General features: G+C 69.8%; 7 protein-coding genes. 2 read left to right on the top strand and 5 right to left on the bottom strand.

Translation table 11 applies throughout. The features are described from left to right. The 3 genes from H0T81_RS11515 to H0T81_RS11525 all read right to left on the bottom strand — a co-directional run. On the bottom strand, positions 1–1148 hold a 1148-nt coding region (locus H0T81_RS11515; RefSeq protein WP_294013281.1), incomplete at its 3' end, for a class V aminotransferase. Further along, positions 1124–1891: a tryptophan 2,3-dioxygenase gene (locus H0T81_RS11520; protein WP_294013284.1), complete on the bottom strand. Its 768-nt coding sequence runs from the start codon at positions 1889–1891 to the stop codon at positions 1124–1126. The genes H0T81_RS11515 and H0T81_RS11520, both read right to left, overlap by 25 nt. A gap of 65 nt (positions 1892–1956) precedes the next feature. After that, positions 1957–2433 carry an outer membrane protein assembly factor BamE gene (locus H0T81_RS11525; protein WP_294013287.1) on the bottom strand — a complete coding sequence of 159 codons (477 nt, stop codon included), beginning with the start codon at positions 2431–2433 and terminating at the stop codon, positions 1957–1959. A 136-nt stretch (positions 2434–2569) separates the two neighbouring features. On the opposite strand from H0T81_RS11525, the gene H0T81_RS11530 reads away from it, so the two are divergent. Both H0T81_RS11530 and H0T81_RS11535 read left to right on the top strand, forming a co-directional pair. After that, positions 2570–3082, top strand: coding sequence for a ubiquinol-cytochrome C chaperone family protein (locus H0T81_RS11530; protein ID WP_294013290.1), 513 nt, complete (start codon positions 2570–2572; stop codon positions 3080–3082). Further along, the gene (locus H0T81_RS11535) at positions 3079–3609 is read left to right on the top strand and encodes a DUF177 domain-containing protein (protein ID WP_294013293.1); all 531 of its coding nucleotides are present in this window, start codon (positions 3079–3081) and stop codon (positions 3607–3609) included. Before H0T81_RS11530 ends, H0T81_RS11535 begins: the two co-directional genes overlap by 4 nt. 12 nt (positions 3610–3621) lie before the next feature. Here H0T81_RS11535 and ssb read toward each other — a convergent pair whose 3' ends face one another. Together ssb and H0T81_RS11545 are read right to left on the bottom strand one after the other, a co-directional pair. Further along, the gene (gene ssb / locus H0T81_RS11540; RefSeq protein WP_294013296.1) at positions 3622–4110 is read right to left on the bottom strand and encodes a single-stranded DNA-binding protein; all 489 of its coding nucleotides are present in this window, start codon (positions 4108–4110) and stop codon (positions 3622–3624) included. Between the two features lie 51 nt (positions 4111–4161). Next, positions 4162–5115 (bottom strand): FTR1 family protein (locus tag H0T81_RS11545; protein ID WP_294013299.1); only part of this gene is annotated, 954 nt, incomplete at its 5' end.

Below are 5115 nucleotides of genomic sequence, written 5' to 3' on the forward strand. Positions count from 1 at the left end.
TCGTGATACAGGCCGAGGCCGATGCGCAGCACGTCCCCGCGAACGTCGGTGATGCAGTTTTGTGCCGCGAGCCGGTCGTGCCAGGCCGCGGCGTCGGCGCTTCGAAAGGCGAGGAAGCGCGCGTGCGGGCGGCCATCCAAATCGGCATCGAGCGGGTTGAGCAGCTCGGCGGCGCCGAGCGCGGTGGACTCGATCGCCTCGACGAGCCGGCGCTGCAAGCGCTCGACATGGGCCGAGATGCGTGGCGTCGTCAGAGCGTTGTCGGCGAGCATCCGCCGGACGGCGTTGAACCGGTACAGCGCCGAGGGATCGAAGGTCGCGCCCATAAACCGCATCGCGTCGGCCGAGTAGCCGACCGAGCCGGGCGGCAGGGTCAGGTCCTCGAACTCGGCGAACCAGCCGGTGATCGGCGGCCGCGGGCCGAAGGCCGGCGGCGCGTGGAGGAACGCGCAGCCCTCGCCGGCCATCGCATATTTGTACCCGCCGCCGAGATAGAACAGCGATCGAGCGGCGGCCGAGCCGAGCGGAGTCTCGATCGCCATGAACGCGTGGTAGCCGTCGATCACCACCCACGGGCCGCCCGGCCGGGCCAGTGGCGCCAGCTCCTCGACCCCGTCGAAGCGCCGGCCGCTGCCGAACAGGATCTGGCTGACGAGCACCAGGTCGTGGCGGCTGCCCCGCGCGGCGGCGAGAAAGCGGTCGGTGAAATCGTCGAACGGCTGCGCGGCGACGGTGTCGAGCTCGAGCCAGCCGTCTTCGGCCCAGCGCGCGAGCTGGCGCCGGGCGCTGTGGAACTCGCCGTCGCTGGTCAGCACCCGCAGCCGCCGCGGGTCGGAGCGGGGGGCCGCGGCCGCCAGCCGGACGAGGAAGTCGTGGGTGCTGGACGCGAACAGCAACGAGTCCGGGTCGCCGGTGCCGAGCTCGGCGGCGACGTGGCGCTGGGCCTCGGGCCACACCTCGCCCATCACCTTGTCCCATTTGCGGTCGGCGAGGCGGGCCGCGTCCTGCCAGCATTCGACCTGCCCCTCGAAGCTCGCGTCCGGCCACAGATGATGGCTGTGCGCCGCCATGTGCAGCCGCTCCGGGTCGGCGGCCAGGCTGCGCTCGAAGAGCGGCTTGAAACTCAGAGACCGGTCCTCATCGACCACAGTTCGGGAAAGGCGCGCTTGTCGAGCGTCGAGCGAAGATAGGCCGCGCCGGGCGAGCCGCCGGTCCCGGGCTTGTTGCCGATGATCCGCTCGACGGTCAGCACATGCTTGTGCCGCCACATCGCCAGCGCGTCGTCGAGGTCGACGAGCTTCTCGGCCAGCTGATACAAATCGAACCAGCGGTCGGCGTCCTTGTAGACCTGCAGCCAGGCGTCGCCGACCGCCGCCTCGGAGCGGTCGCCGAGATCGAAGCCGGAGCGCTCGAGCGCGGCGTGCGACGAATCGCGAAGGCTCGGCTCCTCGAGCGCCGATTCCAGCCGCACTCGGGCATCGCTGCCTGGCGAATAATGTTCGAGGAAGCGCGGGTCCTTGATCCCGAGCCGGTATTCGAGCTCGCGGAACTGCACCGACTGGAAGCCCGACGAGGTGCCGAGGACGTCGCGGAACGCGGTGTAGTCGACCGGAGTCAGGGTCGACAGGACATCCCACGACAGGGTCATCACCGACTGGATCCGGCCGATCCGCGCCATCGCCTTGTAGGAGGCGGCGTAATGGTCCTCGTCGAGCAGCGCGATGGCCAGGCGCAGCTCGTGAAGCATCTGCTTGAGCCACAGCTCCTTGGTCTGGTGGATGACGATGAACAGCATCTCGTCGTGGAGGCCCGACAGCGGCTTCTGAGCGCTCAGCAGCCGGTCCAGCGCGAGATAGTCGGCATAGGTCATGCCGGCGGGAGTGGCGGTCATGGGCAACCGCTTAGGCCAAAGCCGCGCGGTGAGAAAGACGCGGCCCCGCGAGGCCGCGCGGTGCCTTATTGCCCGCGTTGGCTGCCGGGAAGCCCGGGCTGGCTGATGGTGCCGATATTGCCGAACAGCTCGTCGAAGAAGCTGCGCTTGCGGCCCAGGGTCGGGGTCCTGGCGTTGTCCGGATTGATCGAGGCGATCAGCTCCTTGCCGCTGCGGTTGACGACGGCCACGTTGCCCGCCTGATCGAAGCGGATGTGGAGCACGGTCTGGTCGACGACGCCGACCCCGCGCAACGCGACGGCCTTGGTGTCGCGCGACACATAATACCAGTCGTTGGGGTTGAACTGGCCGGTGAAGGTCGGGCGCCCGAGCGTCTTGGCGACCGATTCCTTGTTGTCGACGCCGACCTGGATCGCCGAGGCGAGCTCGCGGTCGATGACCGCTCCGCGATGCTCGTGAATGCCGGCGCATCCGCCCGACAAGCCCGCCAGCAGGGCCGCGCCCGCGACCGCCAGAGCTCTCTTGAACACCGCAGCTGTCATTTTCCGTGAACCTCTCCTCGCCCGTGCCGGGCGCATGTGTGACGCGTGACGCTTGCGCCGCGGCCGGCTGGGCTCAATATGCGCCGGACATGCAGAGGCGCAAGCCCGACGCCACTGGAACCGACCGACGGACATTATGCTTAGCTTCCTGTTCCCGCGATTAACGTCGAGCGGCGCCAGCCGCGGCAGCGCCTTGTTCGCCGCGCTGGTCGGCGAGGCTCGGCGCCCCCACTGGTATGTCGATGGCGAAGTCCCGGACAGCCTCGACGGGCGGTTCGCGGTGCTGGCGACGATCGTCGCGCTGGCCACCGTCCGGCTCGAGCGCGGCGGCGAGCCGGCTCGGATGGAGGCGGTGGCGCTCGCCGAGCGCTTCGTCGAGGCGATGGACGCCGAGCACCGCGAGCTCGGCCTCGGCGACCCGGCGCTCGGCAGGACGGTGCGCAAGCTGGTCGGGTCGCTCGCCCGCCGCGTCGAGCTGTGGCGCCAGGCGATCGATCGCGGCCAGTGGGATGAAGCGGTGGCCGCCAGCCTTTCGGCCAACACGCATTCGCCCGAGGCGCTTGCGCATTGCGGGGCGGCGCTTCGAAAAATCTGGGCCGCGCTCGCGGCGGCTTCCGACGACGCGCTGGCCGAAGGGAGGATCCGATGATCGAGGATTTCGCCCATCGCCTGACCCTCGACCGGATCCGCGACGGCGAGCGGGTCGACCTCGTCGCCGACGAGCCCGAGCGCCGGGCGATCGCGCAGCGGCTGTCCCTGCCTTCGCTGGACCGGCTCGAAGCGCACGCGAGCCTGGCGCGCGAGGGCGACACGGTCCGCGCCTGCGGCCGAGTCGCCGCCTCGCTCGAGCAGCGCTGCGTCGTCACCGGCGAGCCGGTGGCCGCCCATGTCGACGAACCGTTCGAGATCGCCTTCGTGCCCGAGCCGCGGGCGGGGGAAGTGCCCGAGGAGGTCGAGCTGCGGCCCGAGGATTGCGACGTGGTGTTCCATGACGGCGCCGCGATCGATCTCGGGACCGCGATCGCCGATACCCTGGCGCTCAGCCTCGACCCCTATCCCAGGAGCGCCTCGGCCGAAGCCGCGCTGCGGGAGGCGGGCGTGCTCAGCGAGGAACAAGCCGGCCCGTTCGCGGCGCTGGCCAAGCTGAAGAAAGGGCTCGGAGGCGGCGAGGCCTAGGACAGCCGAACTCTAGAACGGGACGTCGTCGTCGAGGTCGGTGTCGAACGCGGCGGGTTGCGGGCGCTGGGCCCGGCTGCTTGCGCCGGAGCTTCCACCGCCACCGAAATCCTCAGCGAAATCGCCGCCGCCGCCGCGCGAGCCGCCGCCGCCCTCGCGGCTGTCGAGCAGCACCAGCTCGCCGCGGAAATTCTGCAGGACGACCTCGGTCGAGAATTTCTCCTGACCCGACTGGTCGGTCCACTTGCGGGTCTGAAGCTGGCCTTCGAGATAAACTTTTGAGCCCTTGCGGAGATAGTTCTTGGCGACGCGCCCGAGGTTCTCGTTGAAGATCGTGACCCGGTGCCACTCGGTGCGCTCCTGGCGGTTGCCGTCCTTGTCCTTCCAATTCTCGGACGTCGCGACTCGCAGGTTGACGACCTCGCTTCCGCTCGGCAGCGACCGGGCCTCCGGGTCCGCGCCCAGGTTGCCGACCAGGATCACCTTGTTGACGCCCGCCATTGCCGCTTCCTTCCGAATTTTTCGCCCTGAAAGGCCTCGATAGAACCGCCCTCAGGCGACCGCAAGGCGGCGGCTCTCGCGGCGGTTCCAGCCAAAGCCAAGCAGCAGAATCACCAGCGTCGCGGCCTGCGCGGCGAGGCCCTCGAGGGTCGGATAAAGGCCGAGAATGGCGATGCGGGGCGCGGCCTCGACCGGGGTCAGCCCAAGCAGTCCCGCCTCCTGCAGCGCGGCAACGCCCTTGCCGGCCAGCACCACCGCGAGGACGGCGATCAGCGCCGAGCTGTAGGCGAAGAATTTGGCGATCGGCAGCCGCGCGCTGAAGCGGAACATGGCGAGGGCGATTCCCGCCAGCACGATCAGCCCGGCGGCCCCGCCGGCGACCAGTGCTCCGACATTGCCCTCGGCCGACAGGGCGGCGAAGAACAGGATGGTCTCGAACACCTCGCGGTAGACGGCGACGAAGGCGAGCAGGAACAGGAACCAGGCGGACCGTTTCGACAGCGCTGCCCCGAGCCTGGCCTTGATGTAGCGCTGCCATTCGTTGGCCTGCGCCTTGCCGTGCATCCAGATGCCGACGAACAGCAGGATCAGCGCGGCGAGGATCGAGCCCAAGCCCTCGGTCAGCTCGCGGCTGGCGCCGCTGATGGTCAGCAAATGGGTCGCCGCCCACCAGGTGGCGAGACCGGCGGCGAGCGCCGCGATCCATCCGTAGTGCACGGTACGCAGCATCTCCGGGCGCTCCGCCTTGCGCAGGAAGGTCAGCATGGCGACGATGATCAGAAGCGCCTCGAGGCCCTCGCGAAGCAGGATGGTGAAGGCGCCGAGGAACGCCGAAGCGTTGCCGGCCTTGCTCGGGGCGAGCGCCCGCTCGGTGTCGGCGAACAAGGCGTCGAGCGCGCGCACCCGCTCGCGCACTTCGGTGACCGGACGCCCGCCGCCGATCGCCGCCCGGAGCTGCGCCATTGCTCGCTCGACGCGCGCCATCAGCGCCGCGTCGCGCGCCGC

It is taken from the genome of Sphingomonas sp. (genome assembly GCF_013812825.1).
Taxonomy (GTDB): domain Bacteria; phylum Pseudomonadota; class Alphaproteobacteria; order Sphingomonadales; family Sphingomonadaceae; genus Sphingomicrobium.

Bases quoted from the DNA above. Each gene is read 5' to 3' on its own strand.
- H0T81_RS11520 (WP_294013284.1), bottom strand. From the start codon at position 1,891: ATGACCGCCACTCCCGCCGGCATGACCTATGCCGACTATCTCGCGCTG.
- H0T81_RS11525 (WP_294013287.1), bottom strand. From the start codon at position 2,433: ATGACAGCTGCGGTGTTCAAGAGAGCTCTGGCGGTCGCGGGCGCGGCC.
- H0T81_RS11530 (WP_294013290.1), top strand. From the start codon at position 2,570: ATGCTTAGCTTCCTGTTCCCGCGATTAACGTCGAGCGGCGCCAGCCGC.
- H0T81_RS11535 (WP_294013293.1), top strand. From the start codon at position 3,079: ATGATCGAGGATTTCGCCCATCGCCTGACCCTCGACCGGATCCGCGAC.
- ssb (WP_294013296.1), bottom strand. From the start codon at position 4,110: ATGGCGGGCGTCAACAAGGTGATCCTGGTCGGCAACCTGGGCGCGGAC.